Genomic DNA, 26,650 nt, shown 5'->3' on the forward strand with positions numbered 1-26,650 from the left:
CGCGTCTCCTCGCTTCAGGCTGCGGCCACCACCGGCGGGCGGTCCTTGCGGTAGGCGTTCTTCACCGCGATCTTGCCGCCGCGGAAGGTGAACACGTCGACCATGCGCGCCTCGATGCGGGCGCCGTCGGCGCGGGTGCCGCGGAAGGTCGATTCGCTGACGCCGCGGTCGCCCACCACGAAATGGTCGCCATCGACCCACTGCGCATCGGGGAAGGTCTGCCAGGCCAGCTGGAAGCCTTCGCGCACGGCTTCGCGGCCGACAAAGCTGCGGCCCAGCAGGTCGGGGCCGGCCACGCCGTGGAACACGCAGTCGTCGGCCATGCAGGCCATCAGCGCGTCGATATCGTGGCGGTTCCAGGCGTCGTTGAAGGCTTGCAGCAGTTCGATGCCGGCGGCGGTGTTGTCCTTGGACATGGCTTGGTCTCCGTGAGTGTTGTGTGCCGGTCCGTGCGGAACCGGCCATGACTCGAGCATAGGGAAACCGGCCGCGGCGCTGTAGCGCCAGTTCGGGACTATCGCTTGGGCCAGTGGCGCAGGCGCGGCCGCGGCCCCGCTCAGGCAGCGGGGCGGGCCCGGGAAGTGACGGCGGCGGGGGCCGCTGCGCTGCCGGCGGTGGCCTGCAGTTCACGCACGACGCCGGCCAGCACGCGGATGCCGGGCTCGATGCGGTCCAGCGAGATCGACGAGTAGCCCAGCCGGAAGCCGTTGCGCGGCGCGGGCTCGGCCATGAAGAAGACGCTGCCGGGCTCGATCAGCACGCCCTGCAGCTCCGCCAGCCGTGCCAGCGCATCGGCATCGAGCCACGACGGCCCTTCGATCCAGCACGAGGCGCCGCCGGCGATCGGCACCGCGTGGAAATCTGGCATATGCGTGGCCAGCGCCGCCAGCACCGCTTCGGCGCGTTCGCGGTGCGCGGCGGCCAGCCGGCGCAGGTGCGCGTCATAGTGGCCCAGCGACAGGAACAGCGAGAACGCGCGCTGGATATACGCCGACGGATGCCGCAGCATCAGCCGGCGCGCGCCGCGCAGTTCCGCGATCAGCGCGGCGGGGCCGACGATATAGCCGATGCGCAGCCCCGGCGCCAGGCTCTTGGACAGGCTGCCGACGTAGATCACGCGGTTGCTGCGGTCCAGGCTCTTGAGCGTGGGCGTGGGATCGCCCTCGAAGCGGCTCTCGGCCTCGTAGTCGTCCTCGATCAGCACGAAATCCGCTTCCTCGGCCTGCCGCAGCAGCGCCTGGCGGCGCGCCAGCGGCATGGTGACGGTGGTCGGGCACTGGTGGCCGGGGGTCACGTAGACGTAGTCGCAGGCGCGCTGCGCGTCGGACAGCGTCAGGCCGTGGTCATCGACCGGCAGCGGCACCAGGTTCGACGTGTGCGAGCCGAAGATATTGCGCGCGTCCGGATAGCCGGGGTCCTCGATGCCCACCGGCGTGTCGGGGCTGACCAGCAGGTCGGCCAGCAGGTACAGCGCCTGCTGCGCGCCCACGGTGATCACGATCTCGTCGGTGCCGGCCCAGACCCCGCGGCGCGGCAGCACGCGGGTGCGGATCTGCTGCACCAGCGACTCGTCGTCGCGCAGGATCATGTCCTGGGCCCAGTCGTGGATGTCGAGCACGCTCAGCGCCTTCAGGCAGCATTCGCGCCAGTCCGCGGTGGGGAACAGCGCCGGGTCGTACTGGCCGTAGATAAAGGGGTAGGGATAGTCGCGCCAGTTGGCGCGCTTGACGATATTGCGCTGCTGCGTGGGGCGGAACACGAAGCGCCGCTCCCAGTCGGGCTCGCCCGCGCGCGCCGGCACCGGCTCGCCGCGCAGCGAGGCGACGCCGCTGACGCGGGTGCCGAGGATTTCGGGGTTGACGAAGTAGCCGCTGCGCTCGCGCGCGACCAGGTAGCCTTCGTCGACCAGCTGCTGGTAGGCCAGCACCACGGTGTTGCGCGCCACCCGCAGCTGCGCCGACAGCTCGCGGCTGCTGGGCAGCGGCTCGCCTTGCGGCAGCTGCTCGTCGAGGATGGCCGAGACCAGCATCTGCCGGATCTTGCCCTGCAGGCTCAGGCCCGAATGCACATGCTGCTGGAACAGTTGCGACCAGAGGGTGGTGGGAGACTTCAGGCTCATGGGGCAGGGGGCGTTTCCTGAACGGCGAAGCGCGCCAGCATACCGCACCGGCGCGCCCCGTCAGTCATGGTTCAGTGGCTTCTGGCATCTCGACGCCGGTCATGCGCGCTTGCGCGCTTCAATACTCGTGCAGGTCGCGGCGCGGCAGTTCCGCCAGCGGCACTACAGGCTCCACGCCACGCCGAAACAGCTGGCGCGCCGCGTAGGCCAGCAGCAGGATCGCCAGGCTCACCACACCCAGCGCCAGGGGCGTGCGCTGGTCGGGAATGAAGGCCATCGCCACCACGATGCCGAGCATGCCGAGGATCGCCACATAGGTGAGATACGGATAGCACCACATGCGCACGCGCAGCTGGCCCGGCGCCTCGCGCTCCAGCCGCGAACGCAGGCGCAGCTGCGAGATCGCGATCAGGATGTAGACGAAGATCGCCACCGTGCCGTACGAGTTCACCAGGAAGGCGAACACCGTATCGGGCGAGACATAGGACATCACCACCGCGCCGTAGCCGAACAGCGTCGCCACCAGGATCGCGCGCACCGGCACGCCGTTGCGGCTGACGCGGGCCAGCGATTGCGGCGCGTCGCCGCGGCGGGTCAGCGCAAACAGCATGCGCGACGACGCGTACAGGCCCGAGTTGAGCGCCGACAGCACCGCGGTCAGCACGATCGCGTTCATGATCTGCGCGGCCGCCGGCACGCCCATCACGTTCAGCGCGCTGACGTACGGGGTGGCGATGCTGGTAGAGTTCCACGGCACCAGGCACACCACCAGCAGGATCGAGCCGACATAGAACACCAGCACGCGCGTGATCACCGAGCTGGTGGCCTTGGCCACGGCCTTCTGCGGTTCGGCGGTCTCGGCGGCGGCGATGGTGACGATCTCGGCGCCGAAGTAGAAGCCGGTGGCCGCCACCGCGCCGGTCAGCACCGGCACGATGCCGTTGGGCATGAAGCCGCCGTTGGCGGTCAGGTTGGCCACTTCCATGCCGTGCGACCCGGGGGCCAGGCCCAGCACATAGACGCCGGCGACGAACAGGAACACCATGATCGCCGCCACCTTGATCGAGGCGAACCAGAATTCGAACTCGCCGAATGACTTGACCGATACCAGGTTGGTCAGGGTCAGCATCACCAGCAGCACCAGGCTGATGATCCAGTTGGGCACGTCCGGCAGCCAGTAGCGCACCAGGTCCGCGCCCGCCACCGCTTCCAGCGCCACCACGATGACCCAGAAGTACCAGTACATCCAGCCGGTCAGGAAGCCGGCCAGGTTGCCGACCGCGGGCCGATCGCGCCAGGCTTCGCGTGCATACTCGTAGAAACCGCCGCCGCCGGGCATGGCGCAGGCCATCTCGCCCAGCATGCGCATCACCAGCACCACCAGCAGGCCGGTAATCAGGAAGGAAACGACCGCGGCCGGGCCGGCCGATTTGATGACGACGCCGCTGCCGACAAAGAGCCCCGCGCCGATCACGCCGCCGAGCGCGATCATGGTCATGTGGCGTTGCTTGAGGCCGTGGGATAGTCCGTTGCCGGACGGTGATTGTTGGATCATGTTGTGTCTCCTGTGCTGCGCTTGCTGTCGGTCCTGCGTTGCAAGCAGTCCAGCGTTTAAGGCAGGCGCCACGGCTTCTCTTCGGTATAGGCGGCAGGGCAGTAAATGCCAGCCTGGGCCGTGGTCGTTCAGTGTTTGCAATCCCCCGGGAGAGGATGGCTTATCCGTACATGTCGACTTGTCTCCGGTGTTCGCTTAAAAAATGGAACCAGAAGTTCCAAAAAATTATTGTTTAACCGGAATGTAGGCCGTTCGGGCGGGAAGGTCAACCAGAAGTTTCGATAATTGATATGATTTGACTCTGAAAATGAAACTTACCTATGATGGAGCCAGGCATGAACGATATGCGCCTCGCCAAAAGTGAAGCCAGGCCGGACGGAGACACGCCGGCGCTGCGCTTGTTCGGCCTGCTCGAGGTCATCGCGGAGAAGGACCAGTCCTTCAACCTGCAGGCGCTGGTGGAAGAGACCGGCCTGCCCAAGCCCACGCTGCATCGCATGCTGCAGCAGCTGGAGGCGGCAGGACTGATCCAGCGCAACGGCGACGGGCGGCAATACGGCACCGGCCTGCGGCTGCGCCGGCTGGCGGAGAACCTGTTGCTCAACAGCACCTCGCATGGCGCGCGCCACATGGTGCTGCGCCGGCTGGTGGAAGAGGTGGGCGAGAGCTGCAACCTGACCGCGTTCTCCGGCGGCGAGGTGCTGTACCTGGATCGCGTCGAGACCGCGGCGCCGCTGCGCTTCTACCTGCATCCGGGTTCGCGCGTGCCGGCGCACTGCTCGGCCACCGGCAAGCTGTTCCTGGCGCAGCTGGCGCCGGCGCAGCGGCAGCGGCTGCTGGCCAACGTGGAGCTGGAACGCTACACGCAGAACACGCTGACCGACCATGCGCAGCTGGAGTCGGAGCTGGAGCGCGTCAAGCGCGACGGCTACGCCATGGACGATGAAGAGTTCCTGCCGGGACTGGTCTGCATCGGCGTGCTGGTGCCGGCGGCCGATGGCGGCAAGTCCAACCTGGGGCTGGCGCTGCAGGCCCCGGTGATGCGGGTGTCGCGCGACAAGGCGGTGCAGCTGCTGCCCGCGCTGCAGCGCGCGGCGGCGGCGCTGGCGGCGATCGAGGCCGACAGCGCGGGCGGCTGGCAGGGCGGCGCCGAGGCCACGGACGCCGCGGAAGAGGACGAATAGCACGCACGGCGTTACGCGGAACCGCTCCGCTTGCCGCCGTGCCGATGGCAACGCGGCAAGCAACAAGGAGCATGAGGTGACGCAAGAGCAGTTTGGCAAGCCGGACCGGATGATTCCGGTGCGCAGCGTGTTTGGCATCGATTCGGGCCTGATGGTGCCGGCCTTCAGCCAGCGCGACGACCACGTGCCGGAGATCGACCCGGCCTACCGCTTCCAGCCCGAGGTGACGCTGGCGATCCTGTCCGGCTTCATGCGCGACCGGCGCGTGATGGTGCAGGGCCTGCACGGCAGCGGCAAGTCGACCCATATCGAGCAGGTGGCCGCGCGGCTGAACTGGCCCTGCGTGCGCGTCAACCTGGACGGCCACATCAGCCGGCTCGACCTGGTCGGCAAGGATGCCATCGTGGTGCGCGACGGCCGCCAGGTCACCGAGTTCCAGGAAGGCATCGTGCCCTGGGCGCTGCAGCGCCCGGTGGCGCTGATCTTCGACGAATACGACGCGGGCCGGCCCGACGTGATGTTCGTGATCCAGCGCATCCTGGAGCGCGACGGCACGTTCACGCTGCTGGACCAGAACCGCGTGATCCGCCCCCATCCGTCCTTCCGTCTCTTTGCCACCTCCAACACCGTGGGCCTCGGCAACGTCAACGGGCTCTATCACGGCACGCAGCTGCTCAACCACGCGCAGATCGATCGCTGGAACGTGGTGGCGACGCTGGACTACCTGCCGCACGACGAAGAGGCGGGCATCGTGCTGGCACGCGTGCCCGAGCTGGATCACGCGGACGGGCGCGCGCTGGTCGATGCCATGGTGGCGCTGGCCGGGCTGACCCGGCGCGGCTTTGCCGCCGGCGATGTGTCGGCGCTGATGTCGCCGCGCACCGTGATCAGCTGGGCCGAGAACTGCCAGATCTTCCGCGATCCCGCGCTCGCGTTCCGGCTGACCTTCCTGAACAAGTGCGACGAGGCCGAGCGGCCGGTGGTGGCGGAGTACTACCAGCGCTGCTTCGGCCACCTGCCGGGCGAGGCCGCCGGCGTCAGCGCCGCGACGGAGCCGGCGCGATGAATGCCGCGGCGCTCGCCCGCCAGCTGCGCCGGCGCCAGCGGCAGGACGAGCTGTCCGGCGCCGCGGTGCGCGCGTTGACCGGCGATGCCGCGCTGCATTTCCGCGACGGCCAGCTCTGGCGCGCGCTGCGCCCGGTGCCGCAGCATGCGCCGCACCTGCGCACCGACCCGGACACCGACACCGCCACCTGCCTGCGCGGCGCCGCCGATGGCGCCGCGCTGCGCCAGGCGCATTCCGACGCGGCGCTGCACCGCAGCCTCTGTCCCGCCGACCCGGTCGAGCGCCTGGTGTTCGAGCTGCTCGAGCAGCTGCGCTGCGAGACCCGGCTGCCGCGCGGCATGGCCGGCGTCGCGGCTAACCTGCGCCACCGCTTCCTGGCGTGGTCGCGCGCGTTCCATCGCTCGGGACTGACCGAGGGCCATCTCGGCATCCTGCTCTATACCGTGGCGCAGGTGGCATGGTCGCGCCTGACCGGCGAGCCGGTGCTGGAAGACACCGAGGACCTGATCGAGGCCACGCGCGCCGCCATCGTGCCGATGCTGGGCACCCAGCTGGCGGGGCTGCGTGCGAGCCGCCACGACCAGGCTGCCTACGCAACGCATGCCCTGGCGCTGGCGCGCGCGGTGGCGCAGATGATCCGCACCGAAGCGCCCGGCGCCGGTGAAGACGACGACAACGCCGCCTCCGCCGCGCGCGCCGGCTTTGCGCTGTGGCTCGACTTCGACGAAGCGCCCGCCGAGGACTTCGCCCTGGCCGACAGCGGCCACAGCCGCGTGCTCGCCGACGCCACCGATGGCTACCGCATCTACACCACCCGCTACGACCGCGAAGTGCGCGCCGCCACGCTGGTGCGCCGCGCCTTGCTGGACGAGTACCGCACGCGGCTGGACGCACGCATTGCGCGCGGGGGCGTGAACATCGCCCGGCTGGCGCGCCGGTTGCGCGCCGCGCTGTCGCAGCCGCGCGTGGACGGCTGGTCGTTCGGCGAGGAAAGCGGCCGCATCGACGGCCGCCGCCTGGCGCAGCTGGTCAGTTCGCCCGCCGAGCGCCGGCTGTTCCGACAGGAAGCGCACAAGGCCCATGCCGACTGCGTGGTCGGCTTCCTGATCGACTGCTCCGGCTCGATGAAGGCGCAGGCCGAGCCGCTGACCCTGCTGGTCGACCTGCTCACCCGCGCGCTGGACCAGGCCGGCGTCGCCACCGAGGTGCTGGGCTTTACCACCAACGCATGGAACGGCGGACGCGCGCGCAGCGACTGGCTCGCGCGCGGCCGCCCGCAGCATCCGGGCCGGCTCAACGAAACCTGCCACATGGTGTTCAAGGACGCGCAGCGCAGCTGGCGCCGCGCGCGCACCGACATCACGGCGTTGCTGAAGGCCGACCTGTTCCGCGAAGGCGTCGACGGCGAGGCGGTCGAATGGGCCTGCGCGCGCCTGCATGCCAGCGGCAAGGCGCGCCGCATCCTGGTGGTGGTGTCCGACGGCAGCCCGATGGATACCGCGACGGGGCAGGCCAACGACGCCTGCTACCTTGACAACCACCTCAAGGCCGTGGTGGCGCGGCACGAAGCGCTGCGCGATGTGGAGGTGCTGGGGCTGGGGGTCGGGCTGGACCTGAGCCCGTATTACCGGCATACGCTCGCGCTGGACCTGTCGCAGCCGGTGGATATGGCGATGCTGGACGAGGTGGCGGGGCTGGTGGGGGCGAGGCGGCGCTAGCGGCGGCGCCATCGGGCGCGGTCGTCGCGCGCAGCGCCCGCTTAGTCGCCGCTGGCGGCGGCGGGCTGGGGACGCGCGGCCATGGTCTTCGGTTGCCACGAGACCGCGACATCGCCGGCCATGAAGGTCTGGCATGCCAGCCGGAAGCCATCGGCCAGTTCCGCTTCCGTCAGCAATTTCCTTTCCTTCGGCTTGACCGCATCGGTATGCTCGCGGCCTTGCTCGATGCGGCACTTGCAGGTGCCGCACAGGCCGCCGCCGCATTTGAACGGGATGCCGCCCTGTTCGCGCAGCGATACGCGCAGCAGGTTGCTGTTGGCCGGGGCACTGACGGTCTTGCCGTGGTTGGTGAGGAAGGTGATCTGGATCATGGCGATAAAGGCCTGGCGTCAGGTGTTGAGCTTCAGGAGCGCTCGTCCGCGGCGAGCGGTGCGGGCACGAGGGCGATCTCCATGCTGCCGAAGCTGGCCAGCTGGCGCAGCGCGTCGCGGGCGGCTTCGAGCGTGGCGTACTTGTCGAGGAAACGGGTCGAGACCAGGTTGACGATGCCGGGCGGCGTTTCCTCGCGCACCCGGACCTTGGTATCGGCGGCCAGTTCGGCAATGACGAAGCGTGCGGTGCGCTTGCCGTAGAAGACGTAGTCGTAAGCCTCGACGGCGGTCATGCCGTCGGTGGGTTCGGTGCGGAACTGGCCGGGGCGGCTGGTCAGCAGCACGAACATGTCAGGCTCCCGCGCTGGCCCCGGCCAGCGCGGCCGGTGCCGGCACATCGTCCTGCGCCAGTTCGATGTCATGCTCGATCCACAACTGGCACGCCAGCCGGTAGCCTTGTTCGAGCCGTTCGCCGAGCTGCTTCTTTTCCTTCCAGTTGGGCGGGGGCAGGTGCTCGGCGCCGGCGATTACGCGGCACGCGCACTTCGAGCATTTGCCCATGCCGCATTCGTAGCGCAGGTTGGGGTAGGGGAACTGGCGGATGCCGGCGCGGACCACCAGGTTGGTGCGGGGACCGACCTCGTCGGTAAAGGTCTGGCCGAACTTGTGCAGGATGACTTTTGGCATCGTTGGTCTGGGCAAGGTCACGAAAAAGGTCAGGGAAAAACCGTCGCGGTGCTGCGTCCACCTACGACCACAACACCATCGCCGCCACGGTGGAGCAGCCCAGCCCGATCAGCACCGGGATCAGCAGCGCGCGCACCGCTTCCAGCACCGGCACGCGCGCAAAGCCGGCCACCGCGATCAGCGACGACCACGCCACCAGCGTGCCGCCGCCGGTCCAGACCGCGCCCATCTGGCCGACCGCCGCCAGTGTCGCGGGGTCGAAGCCGACCACCGGTCCCAGTGCGCCGGCCAGCGTGCCGGTCAGCGGCAGGCCGGCAAAGCCGGAACCGTCGATGCCGGTGATCATGCCGACCAGCAGCACGCCGAAGGCGACCAGCATGTGGTTGTCGGGGATCAGGTGCTGGTAGGCCTGGATCAGCTCGAACAGCAGGCTGGGCGCCTTGCCCGGCGGCAGGCCGAGGATATGCGCCGCGGTCTCGCCGGCGCCGACGAAGAAGAAGCCCGCGATCGGCAGCACCGAACCCATGGCCTTGAAGGCAAAGACGAAGCCGTCGGTGATGTGCTCCGGGCACACATCCAGCATGCGGCGCGGGCCTTCCGCGGCCAGCGTCGCCAGCATCATCAGCACCGCGGCAACCCCGCCCACCAGCGCGGCGGCCTCGCCGCCCTTCAGGTCGTGCACGCCGGCGCCGAGCTTGGGCAGCACCATCACCGCGACCACGGCGAGGAAGGCCAGCGGTGTCACGATGGCAAAGCACTTGGACCACTTCACCCGCCGCCGCGCCACCATCGACAGGCTGGCTTCGATATTGCTGTCGGTGGCGAGCGGTTCGGCGTGGGCGGTGCCCTTCGCGATCTCGGCCTTGTCGAAGGTGATGCCGCCATCGATGGCTTCGGCGCTGCCGCCGGCGCGCGCCTGCCAGCGGTCGAGCAGCGTGCCGCAGGCCGGCACGATGTGCTTGCGCATCGACAGGTAGGCCAGGCACAGCGCGATGCCGCCGGTGATCAGCGACAGCGCCAGCGCGCGGTCGGCCACCACCGCCGCGCTGACGGCCGCGCCGGCGGCCTTGGCGCTGATGCCGGGCGCGACGCCGATGACGTAGTCCGACGACAGCGCCATGCCTTGCCCGGCGATGGCAATCGCCATCGCGCCCGCCAGCGGCGGCAGCCCGGCGGCGATCGCGGCCGGCAGCAGGATGGCCGATACCAGCGGCACCGCCGGCGTCGGCCAGAAGAACAGCGAGATCAGGTAGGTGATGCCCGCCAGGATAAAGAACGCCGAATGCCCGTTCTTCATCACCACGCGGAAGGGCTCGACCATGCGGATGTCCGAGCGCAGCGTCTTGAGCGCGTTGAGCAGCGCCGTCATGAAGGCGATCACCAGGAAGATGTTGAACAGCTCCCGCGCGGCGACCAGGCTCGCCGAGAACACTCCCGCCAGCGCCGACACCGGGCTGCCGGTCAGCGCAAACACGACCAGGGCGGTGCCGACGATCGACGGGACGACGACATTGGCGCGCAGGATCATCGTCAGCACGATGACTGCTACCCCTGACAGATAGATCCAGTGCGCGGCACCGATCACGACTTGTTGTGACATGGGGACTCCCTGGGGGCGGAGGGGTTGGGGGCAGGTTCCTTCGGACTGCGTTGGTCCGTGGCGGTATACTATATTCCAGATATGCTGCTCGCCAAGCGATTTCTGATCGGGACTTACGCGGATGCCGGATCAGGTGCAGTATCCCTGAAAGCCGCACATTTATTGGGATTCTTGGTTGTCGCGTGCCATGTGATGGTGCATCCGTCTGCTCATGTGAGTTGCCGGCAATTACATCGATATGTAGACGGTATACTGACAACTATCGACGCCATGCCCTCCACCTTGCTGACCTTGCTGCCTCCAGGCGTTTCTGCTCCGGACTACCTGTGGATGGGCGTGCTCATCCTGACCGGCGCGTGCCTGCAAGGCGTGGGCGGGATCGGCTTTGCGATGCTGTGCGCGCCGCTCGGCGCGATCTTTTTCCCCGAGCTGGTGCCGGGGCCGCTGCTGGCGATGGGTTGCTGCCTGTCGTTGATGGGCGCGTTGCGCGAGCGCGAAGCCATCGTCTGGCCTGTCGCCGGCTTTGCCCTGGTCGGGCGGGCACTTGGCGGCGCGGCGGCGGTGCTGACCATCGCCTGGCTGGCGCCGGGCCCGCTGGCGGTGCTGTTTTCGCTGTCGATCCTGGCCGCGGTGGCGCTGAGCCTGCTCGGCTGGCGCCTGTTGCCGGATCCCCGCAACGTGGTGATTGCCGGCACGCTGTCCGGCTTTATGGGAACCATCACCTCGGCCGGCGCGCCGCCGTTCGCGCTGGTCATGCAGCACATGGCGCCCGCGCCGATGCGCGCGACCATGGGCTGCATCTTGTCGGGCGGCGCCGTGCTGTCGCTGGCCATGCTGACGCTGGCCGGGCGCTTCGGCATGCCAGAGCTGTTATTGGCGCTGGCGCTCGCGCCGTTCCTGCTGGCCGGGTTTGCGCTGTCGAACCGGCTGCGGGGGCGCGTTTCCGCCGACACCGTGCGGCGCTTGCTGCTGGGCCTGTGCGCGGCCGGCGCGCTGGGCGTGCTAGGCCGCGCGGCCTTTGCCTGAGGCGGCGCCGCCTGCCTGAGTTCCCGGCTTTCCAGATCCAACCCAACCAGCGGAGTTGCCATGCAGCACATCACAGACGCCATGATCGATGCCCACGTCACCCCCGAAGCGGCCCTGCAGGTCATGGCGTCCGCGTTTTCCAGCTTCGGGCGCGGCGATGCCGCGATGCAGGCGCGCATCCGCACCGAGGCGGGCGGCGTCAAGCTGTCCACGCTGGGGGCAGTCATCCCGCAGCAGGGCGTGGCCGGCGCCAAGGTCTACACCACCATCAATGGACAGTTTTCCTTCGTCATCCTGATTTTCTCGAGCGACGACGGCCGTCCGCTGGCTTCGCTCGACGCCGGCGCGATCACGCGGCTGCGCACCGCGGCCTGCACCACGCTGGCGGCGCAGCGGCTGGCCCGCGCCGGCGCGCGCACGCTGGCCTTGTTCGGTGCCGGCACGCAGGGCGCACAGCACGCGCGCCAGCTCAGCGCCACCCTCGGGCTCGAGCGCATCCTGGTGTCCGATCCGCATGCCGATGCCGGCATGCCGGCACGGCTGTCGGCGCAGTGCGGCATCCCGGTGGCGCTGGCCGAGCCCGATGCCGCGGTGGCCGAGGCCGACCTCATCGTCACCGCCTCGCGCGCGACCACGCCGCTGTTCTCGGGTGCGGCAATCCGGCCAGGCGCCTTTGTCGCCGCCATTGGCTCCAGCCTGCCGCACACGCGCGAACTGGACGACACCGCGCTGCGCCGCGCCGCCGCGGTGGTGGTCGAGTGGCGGCCGCAATCGACCCGCGAGGCGGGCGATATCGTGCTGGCCGATCCCGGCGCGCTGCCGCCGGAAAAGATCGTCGAACTGGCCGACGTCGTGCTCGGCAAGGTGTCGCCGCGGCAGCGCGACGACGACATCGTGATCTACAAGTCGGTCGGCGTCGGCCTTGAAGACGTCGCGCTGGCGGGATACGCGTGGTCGCGTATCGCGGGCGAGGCCGAGCGCCGCGCCGGCTGACCTCCGCCGCCTGAAGCTTTCCCGGGTAAACACTGACGTGACGAGTCAACAGAGCCCTTGTCGTCGCCGTTTGGCTGTATATAGTATACAAACATGCCGAGACCCATTCCGAATCGAACTGGATTCCGGCATTCCAACCCATCGCATCGCCCCACACCGACCACCAGGAGTCCCGTTATGGCCGAACTGATGAACCGTGAAGATTTCCGTGCCGCCCTTGAACAAGCGATCAAGGGCAAGAGTGCCAACCAGGCGCCGTTCAGCGTGGCCTGGGCCAGCGGCAAGCTGACCCGCGCTCATCTCGCGCGCTGGGCCGAAAACCACTACCACTACGTCGGGCCGTTCGCCGACTACCTGGGCTACATCTATGCGCGCACGCCGGACCGCTACACCGAGGCCAAGGACTTCCTGCTGGCCAACATGTATGAGGAAGAGATCGGCGGCGACCGCCACACCGACCTGCTGATCCGTTTTGCCGAAGCCTGCGGCACCACGCGCGAGCGCGTGATCGACCCGGACAATATGTCGCCCACCACGCGCGGCCTGCAGAGCTGGTGCTACGCCGTGGCGATGCGCGAGGACCCGATCGTCGCCGTGGCCGGCCTGGTGGTGGGCCTGGAATCGCAGGTGCCGTCGATCTACCGCAAGCAGACGCCGACGCTGCGCGACAAGTACCAGTTCACCGACGAAGAGGTCGAGTTCTTCGACCTGCATATCGTCTCGGACGAGATCCACGGCGAGCGCGGCTACCAGATCGTGCTCGAGCACGCCAATACGCCGGAGCTGCAGCAGCGCTGCCTGAAGATCTGCGAGATCGGCGCGCAGATGCGGCTGCTGTACACCACCGCGCTCTATCACGACTACGTCGAAAACGAGTTGCCGCTGCCGGATCTGGAGATGGCGGCCTGAGCGGCGCCACGCAACGGGATCGACGATGACTGTGTTCCTCAACCATATCGACGGCGAATGGACGGCCTGCCAGTCGGGCCGGACCTTCGACAACGTCAACCCGGCCGACACCGCCGACATCGTGGGCCGCTTCCAGGCCTCGTCCGCGGTCGACGCGCAGGCGGCCGTCGCGGCCGCGACGGCGGCCTTTGCCGGCTGGAAGAAGACGCCGGTCGGCAAGCGCGCCGCCATGCTCAACCGCGCCGCCGACCACCTGGAAGCGAATGCCGACAGCATCGCCGCCGAGCTGACCCGCGAGGAAGGCAAGGCCCTGGCGCTGGCGCGCGATGAAGTGCTGCGCTCCGCCCAGACGCTGCGCTTCTATGCCGTGGAAGGGCAGACCTTCACCGGCGAGGTGTATCCCAACGACGACCCTGACCAGCTGGTCTACAGCCAGCGCGAGCCGCTTGGCGTGGTGACGGTGATTGCGCCGTGGAATTTCCCGATATCGATCCCCGCGCGCAAGATCGCACCGGCGCTGGTCACGGGCAACACGGTGGTGTTCAAGCCGTCGTCCGAGGCGCCGCTTTCGGGGTACCGGCTGGCCGAGGCGCTGGTGCAGGCCGGGCTGCCCAAGGGCGTGCTCAACTTCATCACCGGCAGCGCCGTCGAGATCGGCGCCGCCATCACCGAGGCGCCGGCGGTGCGGGCGATTTCGTTCACCGGTTCGTCGCGCGCGGGGGAGCAGATCCACCGGGCGGTACCGCTTACCACGCGCACGCAAATGGAACTGGGCGGCAAGAACCCGCTGATCGTGATGGAGGATGCCGACCTGGACCGCGCGGTCGACCTGACCATCAAGGGCGGCTTCTCGCTGTCGGGGCAGGCGTGCACCGGCACCAGCCGCGTGCTGGTCGCCCAATCCGTCAAAGCGGCATACACCGAACGCCTGCTCGCGAAGGTTGCCACGCTCAAGGTCGGCGGCGGCATGACGCCGGGCATGGATCTTGGGCCGCTCGCCTCGCATAAGCAGCTGGAAACGGTGCTGCGCTACCTCGACATCGGCAAGGCCGAGGCGACGCTGCTGTGCGGCGGTACGCGCCTGGCCGGCGGCGATTACGACAAGGGCTACTACGTCGCGCCGACGGTATTTACCGACGTGACGCCGCAGATGCGGATCGCGTGCGAGGAGATCTTCGGCCCGGTGATCGCCATCCTCGGCTTCACGGACTATGCCGACGCCATCGCCAGGGCCAACGATACCGAGTACGGCCTGGCCGCGGCCATCGTCACCCGCAACCCGCGCTACATCCACGACTTCGCCAACGACATCGAGGCGGGCACGGTCAAGATCAACCGTACCACCACCGGCAACCTGGTGAACGCACCGTTCGGCGGGCTGAAGCGGTCGAGCACATCGACCTTCCGCGAATCGGGCCGCACCGGGCTGGAGTTCTATACGCAGGTCAAGACGGTCTACCGGGGCGTCTGAGCCCGGCCGTCGCAAGGAGCCATACCAATGAAGAAAGCCATCAAGCTGGAACTGCGCGAGGCGCGCCACATGGTTGCCGCGGCGATCCGGCGCTCGCAAGAAATCGGCGTGCTCGAGTCGATCTGCGTGGTCGACGAGGGCGGCTACCCGCTCGCGCTGGAGCGCATGGACGGCGCCCGCATCACCGGACCGCAGATCGCGTGGAACAAGGCGTTTACCGCCGCGGGCCACAAGCGCTCGACGCATTTGTTCACCACGCCGCCGAACGGGCCGGCACTGCCGGGCAACGAGGCCTTCGGCATCCAGTGGAGCTTCGAGGGCAAGTTCGCCGCGTTTGTCGGCGGCTTCCCGATCGTCGTTAACGACGAGGTCATCGGCGGCATCGGCCTGTCCGGCGGCAACGGCGAGCAGGACACGCAGGCCGGCCTGGCCGCCTTGCAGGCCCTGGCCGAACTGCTGGCGCCGCAGGACCTGAAGGTGCTGGTACAGGCCGACATCAAGAAGTAAGCACGCTTGCCGGGAGGTCCCATGTCGTACCGAATCCAGGTCGCCGAAACGGAAGAGGTCTTCTTTGTCGAGCGCGGCGAGACGCTGCTGCAGGCCGCACAGCGTGCCGGCATTGCCTTGCGCCACGACTGCCAGCTGGGCGGCTGCGGCACCTGCCGCATCTGCCTGCTCGACGGACAGGTGCGCTACGACGAGGAACCGTTCGGCCTGGCCCCGGACGAGGCCGCGGCCGGTTTCGCGCTGGCGTGCCAGGCGCAGCCACAGGCCGACCTGGTCATCAGCACGGCGCGCGACGACGAGGCCTGCGCCGAACCGGCGCGCCATCGCGCGCTGGTGCGGGCATTGCGGCCGCTGTCGGCCGATGTCATGCACGTCGAGCTGGAGGTGCCGGGCGCGGTTTCGCTGGACTACCGGCCCGGGCAATACCTGAAGCTGCTGAGCGGCGACGGGCTCGCGCGCAGCTTCTCGATGGCTTCGGTGCCGCGCGACGGGCGCATCGACCTGCACGTGCGGCGCATTCCCGGCGGCGCCTTTACCGATGGCATCCTGCCGCGCATGCGCGCCGGCGACGCCATCGAGGTCGAGCTGCCGCTGGGCAGCTTCTTCTACCGCGCACGCGACTACCGGCCGCTGCTGATGGTGGCCACCGGCACCGGACTGGCGCCGATCAAGGCGATCCTGGAATCGCTGATGGATGATCCCGACTGCCCGCCGGTGTCGTTGTACTGGGGCATGCGGCAGGCGCAGGACCTGTACCTGCATGGCGAGATCCCGGCCTGGGGCGAACGGCTCTGCGACTTCCGCTACGCGCCGGTGCTGTCGCGCGCCGGCGCTGACTGGCAGGGCCGGCGCGGCTATGTGCATGACGCGGCGCTGGCCGATCTGGGTGACCTGAGCGAATACGCCATCTACCTGTGCGGCTCGCCCGACATGATCCGTGACGCGCGCGCCGCCTTTACCGCGCATGGGGCCAGTCCCGACCACCTCTACGCCGACAGCTTCACGTTCCAGCACCCTTGTTAAGACATGGCGGTATGGCATAAATGGCTGGTATACAATGACGCCAGCCTCTCCGCTTACGCCTCTGCCAACCCATGTCCCTTACTCCGTCTCCTGCCGCGCCCGCCGAGCCGCTGAGCCTCGGTGCCAGCCACTCGCCGCTGTTCGCCCTTGTCACCGACAAGCTGCGCGAAGGCATCCTGAACGGCAAATACGCCCCGGGCGAGCGGCTGGTGGAGAACAAGCTTTCGGCGGAACTGGGCGTGTCGCGCATCCCGGTGCGCGAGGCGCTGCGCGCGCTCGCCAGCGAAGGGCTGGTGCTGATCGAGCCGCGCCGCGGCGCGACCGTGGCCAGCCTGTCGCCGGTGATCGCGCGCGAGATGGTCGAGGTGCGCGCCACGCTGGAAGGCCTCAACGCCAAGCTCGCCGCGCAGCGGCGCGACCCGGCGCTGGTGGCGGAGCTGGAAAACGTGTTGCGGCAGGGCATGGAGGCCGCCGCGCAGGGCCGCGCGGACGAGCTGCTGGCGCTCAATACGCGCTTCCACGAGGTGCTCGGCACCATCGCGGCCAACAGCGTGCTGCAGGAAATGATGCGTTCGCTGCGCGAGCGCACCGCGGTGCTGTTCGGCCCCGCCAACGTGGTGCGCGCGCGCCAGAACTGGGACGAGCACGCCCAGATCCTGCAGGCCGTGATCGCCGGCGACGCCGACCTCGCGGCGTTGCTGGCCGCGCGCCATGTCTACAGCGCCGCCAAGGCAGCCGACCTTCCGGTGGGCGGGCAGGGCAGCGCGGTGCAGGCGGCCTGAACCCGGCGGCTGGTTTCTCTCGGCTATCCCGTCGTAGTCCTGACGTCCGGCAGTGTCCCGGATCCCGATGCATGGATGCCCGCCTGCGGGGCATAGCGTGCCCTGATATGACGCACTGCACCAATCTAGTGTATACTGTAGTCATTCAAGGTCATGAGATTTGCCATGCAGTCGTCCGAACAACGCTATCTTTCCCAACCCGTCGGGCAGCAACTGCTCGGCCACTTCGCCGCACGCGACGCGGTGCGCCATGCCACGCCGCTGGTACCGCTGCGGCTGCGGGATATCGGCCGCTTTTTCCTTGCTCTGGGCGGCCGAACGCCGCGCCGCAGCCACTGCTGAACCTGGCTGAATAAAGCGCGGCGGCGCTCCGCCGCGCCGCCTGACTGTCCCTCCTCCGTTCCTGGCACGCGTCCTGCGAGCCATCGTCCCCTGATCACAAAGCCCCCCGCACGCCGTTGACGGTGCGTCCGCGCGCGCATTGTCCTTGCACTGCGCACGATACGGAATATAGTATACCAACGCATTTGCGGTACGCCCGAGCCCCTCATACGCCCCCACCGCGCCGAACGGCGCGGATAACGACAAGGAGCCGATGTGAACCTGCCGGACTGGACGACTGGCGGCTTTCCGCCGCTATGGGAAGTGGCGCAGCGGCTTGCCGGCGGCACGGTGTCGTCGGAGGAACTGGTGGATGCCTGCGAGGCGGCGCAGAGGCAATGGCACGGCATCATCAATGCGCTGGTGCTGTCGGATTTCGGCGCGGCCCGCGCGGCGGCGCGCGACAGCGACCGGCGCCGCCGTGCCGGCCAGGCGCGCGGCGCGCTCGACGGCGTGCCGTTTTCGGTCAAGGAGTCGTTCGACGTCGCCGGCTGGCCCACCACCTGCGGCAATCCGGCGCTGCGCGGGCACGTGGCCGCGCGCGACGCGGTGGTGGTGCAGCGGCTGCGCGACGCCGGCGCGATCCTGCTCGGCAAGACCAATGTTCCGCTCGGCCTGCGCGACTGGCAGAGCTACAACGCGATCTACGGCACCACCCGCAATCCGCACGATCCGACGCGCACGCCGGGCGGCTCGTCCGGCGGCAGCGCCGCGGCGGTCTGCGCCGGCGTGTCGTTCTTCGATGTGGGTTCCGACATCGGTTCCTCGCTGCGCAATCCGGCGCACTACTGCGGCATCTTCTCGCTCAAGCCCAGCCACGGGCTGGTGCCGCTGGCCGGCCACGGCAGCGGTGCCGCGCGCTTCGGCGAGCAGGACATCAACGTCGCCGGCCCGCTGGCGCGCAGCGCGCGCGACCTGGAACTGGTATTGCGCACCATCGCGGGCCCGGCCGGCGACGACGCGCTGCCATACCGCTTGCAGTGGCCCGAATGCCCGCACCGCCGGCTCGCCGACTTCCGCATCGCGGTGCTGCCCACCCATGCCCAGGCGCAAGCAGACAGTGAGGTCGCCGCGCAGATCGAGCAGCTGGGCCACTGGCTGGCGGGGCAGGGTGCCCACGTCGGCTGGCACGCCCGGCCCGACTTCGACGCCGGCGAGCTATGGCATGCCTACGTAACGCTGCTGCGCGCCACCACCTCGGTGCACATGGATGACGCTGCCTTCGCCGATGCGCAGGCCCGCAGCGCCAACGCCGACGCGGGCGACCACGACTACGCGACCCTGCAGTACACCGGCGCGACGCTGAGCCACCGCGACTGGCTGCGCCTGCAGGTCACGCGTGAACGCTTTGCCGCCGCATGGCGCCGCTTCTTCAGCCGCTACGACGTGCTGCTATGCCCGGCCGCCACCACCACGGCGTTCGCGCTCGACGAGGCAGGCGAGCCATGGCAGCGCACGCTCACCGTCAACGGCCGGCCGCAGCCGATGACCACGCAGTTGTTCTGGGCCGGCCATTCCGGGCTGTGCGGCCTGCCCTCTGCGGTGGCGCCGATCGGCCCCGGTGCCGGCGGACTGCCGGTCGGCGTGCAGATCGTCGCCGGCCGCTACCAGGATCTCACCGCCTTGCGTTTTGCCAGCCTGCTGGAGGAAGCAGGCTATGCCTACCGGCCGCCGAAGCTGACCGCCTAGTCGGCGGCACCACCACTGACCACAACCGACCACAACACATCACACACCACTGGGGAGGGGATCATGTTCGATTGGTTCCGTGATTTGTCGCGCATGGAGCGCAAGGGATTCTATGGCGCGTTCCTGGGGCATGCCGTCGACGTGTTCGACTTCATGATCTATTCCTTCCTCATCTCCACGCTGCTGGGGCAGTGGGGCATGAGCAAGTCGACGGCGGGGGCGATCGTCACCTGGACGCTGGTGTCGTCGCTGGTCGGGGCGATCGGGGCCGGCATCCTGGCCGACCGCTACGGCCGCGTGCGCGTGCTGCGCTGGACCATCATCGTATTCGCGGGCGCGTGCTTCCTGTGCGGGCTGGCGCAGTCGCCGGAGCAACTGATGGTTTTCCGCATGATCCAGGGCCTCGGGTTCGGCGGCGAGTCGTCGCTGTGCATGGTGCTGGTGACCGAGATGATCCGCAACCCGGCCCACCGCGGCAAATACTCGGGCTTTACCGCGAGCAGCTATTCCTTCGGCTGGGGCGCGGCGGCGATCGTGTATGCGATCACGTTCAGCGTGCTGCCGGCGGAGACGGCATGGCGCGTCTGCTTCTTCCTCGGCATCCTGCCGGCGCTGGTGGTGATCTACCTGCGCCGCAACCTGGAGGAGCCCGAGATCTTCCTGAAGAGCCGCGCCGCCGGCCACCATGGCTCGGCGCTGGCCGGGCTGGGCCGGCTGTTCCGCGGGCCGCTGCTGGCCAAGACGCTGCTGTGCAGCCTGCTGTCCGGCGGCATGCTGGGGGCGTATTACGCCATTGCCACGTGGCTGCCCACCTTCCTCAAGACCGAGCGCGGCCTGTCGGTGTTCGGCACCAGCTCCTACCTGGCGGTCACGATCATCGGCTCACTGGCCGGCTACGTGGCGGGCGCCTATGCCACCGATCGCTGGGGCCGGCGGCTCACGTACATCGTATTTGCCGCGGGAGCCTTCATCGCCGCGCTGGTCTACATGGTGATCCCGGTGTCCAACACGTCCATGCTGTTCCTCGGCTTCCCGCTGGGCGTGCTGATGCAGGGCGTGTTTGCCGGCATCGGCGCGACCATCGCCGAGTCCTATCCCAACGATGTCCGCGCCACGGGTTATGGCGTCTCGTACAACGCAGGCCGCGTGATCGGCTCGCTGTTCCCGCTGTCGGTCGGGTGGCTCAGTTCCGGGCACACCTCGCTGCCGGTTGCGATCGCCATTGTCGCTGGGGTTGGCTATGCGATGGTCGTGGTCGCCGCGGCGCTGCTGCCCGAAACCACCGGCATGGACCTGGAACAGGCCGGCGGCAGTGGCGGCAAGGAAGACCCCACGCCGCTGGCGCGGCCGGCGGGGACGGTGGCCTGAAGCTGCTGGCAGGTGCTGTCGGTGCCGTCAGCGCACCCATGCCGAAATCGCCGGCAGCATCAAACAGACCCCGATCCCGATCAGCACCCCGAACGCGACACGCCGCGTCGTGGTGGGCGAGAACGGCGGCGGAAAGCGGCGTCCGGACAGCATCGGACCCGCGGCCAGGTATGAGCTGCGCGTACAGCGCTGAATAACGTACGCAACCGGCAGGTGTTGTATGATGTTCGTGCAATGTACGCGTTACGCGTACAATGGCGAAAATTCGAACATCACATGTGATGCATACAACGCCCGCAGACAAGCAAATCCTGCTTCATGCTGCCGCCAGCGCCTTCCGTTCTGCGACTGCCCTGGGCGCGGACGCCGTGCCGGCATCAACGCGTTCCGACTTGCAGCCGGACGGCTCAATGCGTTTCGATCTGGGTGACGGAGGTATCTGCACCTTGCCTGTGACGGTGCGCCGTGCGGTGGATCGTTTCTCCGCCGTGTTCCCGATCGTGGAAATGCAGCGTCGACTTGGACAGAAGGTGCTGCTCGTCACGTCATACGTGTCACCCGACATGGCCGAGCGCCTGCGCAGCCATGACATCGCCTTTATCGATACCGCGGGCAACGTTTCGCTGCGCTTGCCCAATGCATTGTTATACGTGGTGGGTCGGCGCGCGCCGGCTGGCGGCGTGCCGCAGCGACGCGCACGGACCGCAAGCCCCAAGCAGCTGGAAGTCCTGTTTGCACTGATCGCGAACCCTGGGTTGCTGAGCGCTCCGTACCGGTCCATCGCCAACGCGGCCGGCGTTGCCCTGAGCACGGTCAATCTTGCACTGGACGACCTGCTCGAACGCGGCCTGGTAGGGGTAGGGGATGACGGCAAGCGCCGCTTCATTGACTGGGAGCGTGTCGTCGACGAATGGGCGACGCTTTATCCGCTGCGGCTCCGGCCGAAACTGGCGAGCAAGCGATTTAGCGCCATGCGGCCTGATTGGTGGCGGGGCATCGACCATCACCGATACGACGCCGTCCTTGGAGGCGAGGCGGCCGCAGAGAAGCTTGCGCATAATCTGCGGGCCGAGCGCATCACGCTGTACGCCAGTTCGGCGACGCCTCGCGAACTTATCCTCGACGCGAGGCTGAAGGCAGACCCTGGCGGCGAAGTGGAGATCGTGCAGCGCTTCTGGCCAGGGGCGTTTACGGCGACTGCGGTCGCGATGCCTGGTGTTGCGCATCCGGTGCTCGTGTATGCCGATTTGCTCGATACCGGAGAATCGCGCAATGTCGAGGCGGCGCGACAAATAAGAGAACAGTACCTTGCCCATCCTCCATGAAATTCCGGCGGCGCGGCCGATCGACGCCGAAAGCAGGGCCTTGCTGGGCGACCTGGACGCGGTCGCGCGACAGCTTGGCATCTCCTACTTCGTTGGTGGTGCGACGGCCAGGCAAGTGATCCTCGAGAATGTCTTCGGCAATCCGCCGGCGCGGCGCACGTACGATATCGACATCGGAATCTGCATTGCCGACTGGGCCGAGCACGAAGCGCTGCGTCGGCAACTGGTCGCTACCGGCCGATTTCAAACGGTCGACAAGAACGCGCACAAACTGACCTATCACCTCGGTGGCGAACGTGTGATGGTGCTCGATATCATTCCGTTCGGGGCCATCGAAAGGCCAGCTGCGAGCATCGCGTGGCCGCCGGCCATGGATACCGTGATGAACGTCGCAGGCTTTCGCCAGGCCTTCGATGCGGCGATCCGCATCGTGGTCGACGACGGACTGATTGTCGCGTTCGCCTCGCTGCCCGGGCTGGCGATGCTCAAGCTGCTGGCGTGGCACGACCGTCATCGCGACGACAGACGCGACGCCACGGACCTGTTGACCTTGTTATGCAGCTATGAATCAGCCGGCAATCAGGACCGGCTATACCAGCAGGAAGCTGCCCTGCTGGAGCAATATGGCTTTGACCTCGACATCGCCGCAGCAGCGCTGCTCGCGCGCGATGCCGCTGCACTGGCGCGCGGCGACACCGCAGTGACGAGGCAACTGGTTGCCGTACTTGGCGACGACAAGGTCTTTAGTCGGCTGCTCGAGCACATGGCGTTTGGCGAGCGCCAGCCAGTGCTCGGCGACAGCATGGACCCGAAGCGGGTCTATCCGCGCATGCAAGCGTTCCGGGCGGAATTCTTGGCAATGCTGGGATCCAAGCTGTCCTGAGCGGCGCCGCCGCCTGAGGCAAGGACGGCTTTCCTCAGCGCACCCACACCGAAATCGCCGGCAGCATCAAACTGACCCCGATCCCGATCAGCACCCCGAACGCGACACGCCGCGTCGTGGTGGGCGAGAACGGCGGCGGAAAGCGGCGTCCCAGCAGCGTGGCGATCACTACCACCGGCACCCCGACCGCGGCCTGCAGCCAGATCGCGGCATCGAGTTGCCCTTGCCAGGCCGAGAACAGGGTGCGCACGGACGAGGTCACGGTGAACACCAGGATCAGTGCGCAGCGGATTTCCACCGGCTTCATCGGCTGCCGGTAGAACTGGAAGATCAGCGGCGGCCCGGAGACGCCGAACATGCCGCTCAGCAGGCCGCCGAAGACACCGCTCATGAAGAAGCTGCCGTCGCCGGAACGTTGCGGCAGCGGTTCGGGTTTGAAGGCGGCGCTCAGGCCGCCGTACAGGATGACCGCGCCCAGCAGCAGCTGCAGCAGCGTGGCGGCGGTGCTGCTCAGGTATTCCAGCACCAGCACGCCGACCAGCACCGAAGGCAGGATGCCGATCGCCGCCGCGCCCACGGCGCGCCAGTCGATATGCTGGAACTTGCCGGGCAGCGCGCAGGCGCTGTTGGCCAGCGTCACCAGGCTGACCACGGCGGCCACGGTGGCGACGGGCGCCAGCCCCAAGCCGCTGGTGGCGCCCATCACGATCATGCCGAGGCCAAAGCCGGTCACCGTCTGGAAATAGGTGCCGGCACCGAGCAGGGCCTGCAGGCCCAGCAGCGGCAACAACAGTTCTGCCTTCATGCCGCCGCCTGCTCGCCCTTGGGTGCCTGCGCCGCGGTGGCTTGCGCCTGGATCACGGTGACGGCGATGACATGGAACACGTCGTCGGCGCTGCAGCCGCGCGAGAGATCGTTGGCCGGCTTGTTCAGGCCCTGCAGCATCGGGCCGATGGCCTTGGCGCCGCCGACGCGCTCGGCCAGCTTGTAGCCGATATTGCCGGCCTCCAGGCTGGGGAACACCAGCACGTTGGCGTGGCCGTTCACCTGCGAATGCGCCACCTTGCGCGCGGCGATCTCGGCGACGATGGCGGCATCGAGCTGCACGTCGCCGTCGATGGCCAGTCCCGGGCGCTGCGCGCGCACGCGCTCGGTCGCGGCCACGACCTTGTCGACGGCGGCATGGTGCGCGCTGCCGCTGGTCGAGAACGACAGCATCGCCACGCGCGGCTCGTCGTTCAGCAGGGCGCGCGCGCTGTCGGCGGCGGCCATGGCGATGTCGGCGAGGGCTTCGGCGTCGGGATCGACCACCAGTCCGCAGTCCGAGAAGATCAGCCCGCCCTTGAGCGTGTGGAACGGCTCGCACAGCATCATCAGGAAGAAGCTCGACACCAGCCGGAAGCCGGGCGCCAGACCGATCAGCTGGATCGCGTTGCGCACCACGTCGGCGGTGGTGTGGGCGGCGCCCGCGACCGAACCGTCGGCATGGCCCAGGCGCACCATCAGGTTGGCGAAGCACAGAGGATCCAGCACGGCGCGCCTGGCTTCATCGAGCGTCATGCCCTTTTTCTGGCGCAGCGCGAAAAGCTGCTGCGCGAACGAGGGCGTCAGCGCCGAGGTGGCGGGATCGACCAGCGTCATGCCGTCCAGCGCAATGCCGTGGATGGCCGCGGCGGCGTTGATCTGGCGCGGCTCGCCCACCAGCACGATACGCGCGATGCCCTCCTGCGTGGCGCGCTGCGCGGCCAGCAGGATGCGCGGGTCGTCGGCCTCGCACAGCACGATGCGGCGGGGCGCGGCGCGAGCGCGGTCGATGATGCGGAGGATGGGTTTCATGGTGGTTGGATGTGTAGAACGCAAAAAAGGGCCGGAGCCCTTGTCATGCTTGCGGTGTGCTCCCCTCTCCCGCGTGCGGGAGAGGGGCAGGGGGTGAGGGCAGGCGGTGGCACACCACCAGTCGGAACTTCGTGGGGATCCCGGCCCTCACCCCAACCCTCTCCCGCACGCGGGAGAGGGAGCACACCAATCGCAAGCGGGGCGCCTGTGCAAGCGCAAGCTCGGACTCAGACGTAGTCCTTGTACTTGTCCAGGTAACGCACCGGCTTGGCCAGCGCATCGCGGCGGAACGGGTCGCCCAGTTCGCGGGTGCACATGATCTCGATGATGGTGGTCTTGCCGTGGTTCATCTGCAGGTCGATGGCGCGCTTCAGTGCCGGGCCCACGTCTTCCAGGCGGTCCACCACGATGCCTTCCGCGCCCATCGCCTTGGCGATGCCGGCGAAGCTCTGGTTGTCGAGCTCGCCCGCGACGAAGCGGCGGTTGTAGAAGTCCACCTGGTTCTTCTTCTCCGCGCCCCACTGGCGGTTGTGGAACACCACCGCGGTCACCGGGATGTTGTGGCGCACGCAGGTCATGGTTTCCATCAGGCTCATGCCCCAGGCGCCGTCACCGGCGTACGACACCGCCGGGCGGTGCGGCGCCGCGACCTTGGCGCCGATGATGGTGGGGAAGGCGTAGCCGCAGTTGCCCCAGCTCATCGCCGCGAAGAAGCTGCGCGGCTTCTCGAAGCGCAGGTAGCTGTTGGCGACCGAGTTGATGTTGCCGATGTCGGTCGACACCATCACGTCCGCCGGCATGGCCTTTTCCAGCTCGCGCAGCACCTGGCGCGGATGCAGGTAGTGGCCGCCGGTGGGCGTGCGCTCGTTCTTCTGCTCTTCGATCATGTCGAGGCTGTACGGGTCGCGCTCGTGCGTCCACTCGTCCAGTTCCTTTTCCCACGCTGCCTTCTCGTTGGCGATCTCGGTGGCGCGGCCGTCGCGGGTGGCATCGCAGGCCAGCGTGCGGCCGGCCAGGCGCTGCGTCAGCGCGATCGCGGCAGCCTTGGCGTCGCCGCAGATGCCGACCGAGATCTTCTTCACCAGGCCCAGCATCTTGTGGTCGGCGTCGATCTGGATGATCTTGGCGTTCTTGGGCCAGTAGTCCATGCCGTGCTGCGGCAGCGTGCCGAACGGCCCCAGGCGCGAGCCCAGCGCCACCACCACGTCGGCGCGCGAGATCAGCTTCATTGCCGCCTTCGAGCCCTGGTAGCCCAGCGGGCCGCACCACAGCGGGTGGCTGGCCGGGAACGAGTCGTTGTGCAGGTAGCTGTTGACCACCGGCGCGCCCAGGCGCTCGGCCAGCGCCTTGCATTCTTCGACGGCATCGGCCATCACCACGCCGCCGCCGGAGATGATCACCGGGAACTTGGCATTGGCCAGCAGCTCCGCCGCTTCATTCAGGCTTTGCTCGCCGCCGGGGCCGCGGTCGAGGTGCTGCGGCTTCGGAATCTCGGCGGTGATCTTGCCGTAGAAGTGGTCGCGCGGGATGTTCAGCTGGGTCGGGCCCATTTCGGCCTTGGCGCGGTCGAAGCAGCGCGCGGTGAACTCGGCCATGCGCGCCGGGTTGGTGACGTGGCCCTGGTACTTGGTGAACTCCTGGAACATCGGCAGCTGGTTGGCCTCCTGGAAGCCGCCCAGGCCGATGCCCATGGTGCCGGCTTCGGGGGTGACGATCACCACCGGGCTGTGGGCCCAGTAGGCGGCGGCGATGGAGGTCACGCAGTTGGAGATGCCGGGGCCGTTCTGGCCGATCACCACGCCGTGGCGGCCCGACACGCGGGCGTAGCCGTCAGCCATGTGGCCGGCGCCTTGCTCGTGCACCACCGGGATCAGGCGGATGCCGGCGGGCGCAAAGATGTCCATCGCGTCCATGAAGGCCGAGCCCATGATGCCGAACATGTCGGTCACGCCGTTGGCGGCCAGCGTTTCGACGAAGGCTTCGGACGGGGTCATGGTCTGCGGGCCAGCCGGCACCTGGCTGTCCTTCGCGGCGGCCGAGCCACCGGAAACGGCGGGATTCGAGGTGGTTTCGAGGTCGCGCATGGCGTTTGTCTCCTGATGAGGGTGTTATAAAGTGGAACAAGGCGTTCCGGAAAATTGCTTGTTGGGGGAAATG

Annotated in this window: 25 protein-coding genes; 15 read left to right on the forward strand and 10 right to left on the reverse strand. The window is 68.3% G+C overall.

Annotation, left to right across the window (positions count from 1 at the left end):
• Positions 1-14: 14 nt before the first annotated feature.
• From LIN44_RS27110 to LIN44_RS27120, 3 genes are all read right to left on the reverse strand, one after another.
• Entirely contained in the window at positions 15-416 is a 402-nt protein-coding gene (locus LIN44_RS27110) for a nuclear transport factor 2 family protein (RefSeq protein ID WP_018008487.1), read from the reverse strand.
• A 140-nt stretch (positions 417-556) separates the two neighbouring features.
• Positions 557-2,119: a PLP-dependent aminotransferase family protein gene (locus LIN44_RS27115; protein WP_227315312.1), complete on the reverse strand. Its 1,563-nt coding sequence runs from the start codon at positions 2,117-2,119 to the stop codon at positions 557-559.
• A 118-nt stretch (positions 2,120-2,237) separates the two neighbouring features.
• Entirely contained in the window at positions 2,238-3,674 is a 1,437-nt protein-coding gene (locus LIN44_RS27120) for an amino acid permease (RefSeq protein WP_227315313.1), read from the reverse strand.
• 335 nt (positions 3,675-4,009) lie between these two features.
• On the opposite strand from LIN44_RS27120, the gene LIN44_RS27125 reads away from it, so the two are divergent.
• From LIN44_RS27125 to LIN44_RS27135, 3 genes are all read left to right on the forward strand, one after another.
• Complete coding sequence (locus tag LIN44_RS27125) at positions 4,010-4,858, forward strand: IclR family transcriptional regulator (protein WP_370641706.1); 849 nt, start codon at positions 4,010-4,012, stop codon at positions 4,856-4,858.
• 109 nt (positions 4,859-4,967) lie between these two features.
• Entirely contained in the window at positions 4,968-5,924 is a 957-nt protein-coding gene (locus tag LIN44_RS27130; protein WP_227316439.1) for an AAA family ATPase, read from the forward strand.
• Positions 5,921-7,642, forward strand: a complete 1,722-nt coding sequence (locus tag LIN44_RS27135; protein WP_227315315.1) for a cobalt chelatase — start codon at positions 5,921-5,923, stop codon at positions 7,640-7,642. The genes LIN44_RS27130 and LIN44_RS27135 overlap by 4 nt, the downstream gene beginning before the upstream one ends.
• A gap of 41 nt (positions 7,643-7,683) precedes the next feature.
• Here the strand turns inward: LIN44_RS27135 and LIN44_RS27140 are convergent, their stop codons facing one another.
• From LIN44_RS27140 to LIN44_RS27155, 4 genes are all read right to left on the reverse strand, one after another.
• Positions 7,684-8,013, reverse strand: a complete 330-nt coding sequence (locus tag LIN44_RS27140; protein WP_227315316.1) for a 2Fe-2S iron-sulfur cluster-binding protein — start codon at positions 8,011-8,013, stop codon at positions 7,684-7,686.
• A gap of 32 nt (positions 8,014-8,045) precedes the next feature.
• Positions 8,046-8,363 carry a ferredoxin gene (locus LIN44_RS27145; RefSeq protein ID WP_227315317.1) on the reverse strand — a complete coding sequence of 106 codons (318 nt, stop codon included), beginning with the start codon at positions 8,361-8,363 and terminating at the stop codon, positions 8,046-8,048.
• A 1-nt stretch (position 8,364) separates the two neighbouring features.
• The gene (locus LIN44_RS27150; protein ID WP_227315318.1) at positions 8,365-8,700 is read right to left on the reverse strand and encodes a 2Fe-2S iron-sulfur cluster-binding protein; all 336 of its coding nucleotides are present in this window, start codon (positions 8,698-8,700) and stop codon (positions 8,365-8,367) included.
• Positions 8,701-8,761: 61 nt separating this feature from the next.
• Positions 8,762-10,300: a hypothetical protein gene (locus tag LIN44_RS27155; RefSeq protein ID WP_227315319.1), complete on the reverse strand. Its 1,539-nt coding sequence runs from the start codon at positions 10,298-10,300 to the stop codon at positions 8,762-8,764.
• A 270-nt stretch (positions 10,301-10,570) separates the two neighbouring features.
• Here LIN44_RS27155 and LIN44_RS27160 point away from each other — a divergent pair, with 270 nt between their 5' ends.
• From LIN44_RS27160 to LIN44_RS27215, 12 genes are all read left to right on the forward strand, one after another.
• Complete coding sequence (locus LIN44_RS27160; RefSeq protein WP_227315320.1) at positions 10,571-11,326, forward strand: sulfite exporter TauE/SafE family protein; 756 nt, start codon at positions 10,571-10,573, stop codon at positions 11,324-11,326.
• Positions 11,327-11,386: 60 nt separating this feature from the next.
• Entirely contained in the window at positions 11,387-12,319 is a 933-nt protein-coding gene (locus tag LIN44_RS27165; RefSeq protein ID WP_227315321.1) for an ornithine cyclodeaminase family protein, read from the forward strand.
• A gap of 177 nt (positions 12,320-12,496) precedes the next feature.
• Complete coding sequence (locus LIN44_RS27170) at positions 12,497-13,228, forward strand: TenA family transcriptional regulator (protein ID WP_227315322.1); 732 nt, start codon at positions 12,497-12,499, stop codon at positions 13,226-13,228.
• Between the two features lie 25 nt (positions 13,229-13,253).
• Complete coding sequence (locus tag LIN44_RS27175; protein WP_227315323.1) at positions 13,254-14,699, forward strand: aldehyde dehydrogenase family protein; 1,446 nt, start codon at positions 13,254-13,256, stop codon at positions 14,697-14,699.
• A 27-nt stretch (positions 14,700-14,726) separates the two neighbouring features.
• Positions 14,727-15,206: a heme-binding protein gene (locus LIN44_RS27180; protein WP_227315324.1), complete on the forward strand. Its 480-nt coding sequence runs from the start codon at positions 14,727-14,729 to the stop codon at positions 15,204-15,206.
• Positions 15,207-15,227: 21 nt separating this feature from the next.
• Positions 15,228-16,229 carry a 2Fe-2S iron-sulfur cluster-binding protein gene (locus tag LIN44_RS27185; RefSeq protein ID WP_227315325.1) on the forward strand — a complete coding sequence of 334 codons (1,002 nt, stop codon included), beginning with the start codon at positions 15,228-15,230 and terminating at the stop codon, positions 16,227-16,229.
• Between the two features lie 71 nt (positions 16,230-16,300).
• The gene (locus tag LIN44_RS27190; RefSeq protein WP_227315326.1) at positions 16,301-17,011 is read left to right on the forward strand and encodes a GntR family transcriptional regulator; all 711 of its coding nucleotides are present in this window, start codon (positions 16,301-16,303) and stop codon (positions 17,009-17,011) included.
• A 165-nt stretch (positions 17,012-17,176) separates the two neighbouring features.
• Positions 17,177-17,353, forward strand: a complete 177-nt coding sequence (locus LIN44_RS27195; protein ID WP_227315327.1) for a hypothetical protein — start codon at positions 17,177-17,179, stop codon at positions 17,351-17,353.
• A gap of 255 nt (positions 17,354-17,608) precedes the next feature.
• Positions 17,609-19,081: an amidase gene (locus LIN44_RS27200; protein WP_227315328.1), complete on the forward strand. Its 1,473-nt coding sequence runs from the start codon at positions 17,609-17,611 to the stop codon at positions 19,079-19,081.
• A gap of 63 nt (positions 19,082-19,144) precedes the next feature.
• On the forward strand, positions 19,145-20,449 hold the full coding sequence (locus tag LIN44_RS27205) for an MFS transporter (protein ID WP_227315329.1): 1,305 nt from the start codon (positions 19,145-19,147) through the stop codon (positions 20,447-20,449).
• 410 nt (positions 20,450-20,859) lie between these two features.
• Positions 20,860-21,774, forward strand: coding sequence for a type IV toxin-antitoxin system AbiEi family antitoxin (locus tag LIN44_RS27210; protein WP_227315330.1), 915 nt, complete (start codon positions 20,860-20,862; stop codon positions 21,772-21,774).
• A complete protein-coding gene (locus LIN44_RS27215) occupies positions 21,758-22,657 on the forward strand; it encodes a nucleotidyl transferase AbiEii/AbiGii toxin family protein (RefSeq protein ID WP_227315331.1) in 900 nt (299 codons plus the stop codon). Before LIN44_RS27210 ends, LIN44_RS27215 begins: the two co-directional genes overlap by 17 nt.
• Before the next feature lie 34 nt (positions 22,658-22,691).
• Here LIN44_RS27215 and LIN44_RS27220 read toward each other — a convergent pair whose 3' ends face one another.
• The 3 genes from LIN44_RS27220 to xsc all read right to left on the reverse strand — a co-directional run bounded on the left by LIN44_RS27220 (position 22,692) and on the right by xsc (position 26,487).
• Positions 22,692-23,462, reverse strand: coding sequence for a sulfite exporter TauE/SafE family protein (locus LIN44_RS27220; RefSeq protein WP_227315332.1), 771 nt, complete (start codon positions 23,460-23,462; stop codon positions 22,692-22,694).
• Positions 23,459-24,493 carry a phosphate acetyltransferase gene (gene pta / locus LIN44_RS27225; RefSeq protein WP_227315333.1) on the reverse strand — a complete coding sequence of 345 codons (1,035 nt, stop codon included), beginning with the start codon at positions 24,491-24,493 and terminating at the stop codon, positions 23,459-23,461. The genes LIN44_RS27220 and pta overlap by 4 nt, the downstream gene beginning before the upstream one ends.
• 227 nt (positions 24,494-24,720) lie before the next feature.
• Positions 24,721-26,487, reverse strand: coding sequence for a sulfoacetaldehyde acetyltransferase (xsc, locus tag LIN44_RS27230; RefSeq protein ID WP_227316440.1), 1,767 nt, complete (start codon positions 26,485-26,487; stop codon positions 24,721-24,723).
• Positions 26,488-26,650 lie beyond the last annotated feature (163 nt).

Source organism: Cupriavidus sp. MP-37 (assembly GCF_020618415.1).
GTDB lineage: Bacteria > Pseudomonadota > Gammaproteobacteria > Burkholderiales > Burkholderiaceae > Cupriavidus.